1 pseudogene is annotated in these 640 nt (G+C 59.2%); it reads right to left on the reverse strand.

Going from position 1 to position 640, the window contains the following annotated elements:
- Positions 1 to 353 precede the first annotated feature (353 nt).
- A pseudogene (locus CAER_RS30335) lies at positions 354 to 640 on the reverse strand (hypothetical protein); the annotation flags it as partial.

Here is a 640-nt window from a genome sequence, read left to right on the forward strand (position 1 = left end):
GCCCGGCATTTTTCGAGATCAAACCGGCGGTGCCTTCCCTCACCCGTGTAACACCCGGCCAGCTGACCACTGGACACCATTTGACTGATACGCCCCTTCGACTTGTTCAGTTTTTTGGCGAGTTCAGAGGCTGTCACTGTGGTCATGTTTAGCGTTTAGTTTAGGCTTTCCAATTGGTTTAGCAGACTAAAACTCATGCCCCTCGACGCCCCGTATACATTCGAAGCGCCGGGAAGGACCCGCGATTTTTTGAGGCTGAGAGGGGGATGGGAAAACGCAAAGCGCCCGGGGCGGGATCTCCGCTCCGGGCGCAATTCGGTTCAGGGGCACCTTGTCAACAGATTGACATTTGGTCAAGCCCCCTTCCAAGGCGCACGCGGCGGCAGGGAGTTGGACACGGTGAAGGAAGTGAGGTGGCACGCCTTCTGAAAAATGAACTGCAAATGGTGGATGGCCCCCCGCCAATCCAGATACCGCCGCCTTGCTCCCGCGATCATCCGGGCATCCACCGTGTAGGTGACCGGACACCAATAACCGTCGTCACGCCCCGCCACCTGATTGGCCGGCCAACGCAACCCCGGAACGCGGCAGACCTCACGAACAGCGTAGCGGCCATGCTTGCTGCCCCGCCAATCGACCG

This window comes from Leisingera caerulea DSM 24564 (assembly GCF_000473325.1).
In the GTDB taxonomy this organism is placed as follows: Bacteria; Pseudomonadota; Alphaproteobacteria; order Rhodobacterales; family Rhodobacteraceae; genus Leisingera; species Leisingera caerulea.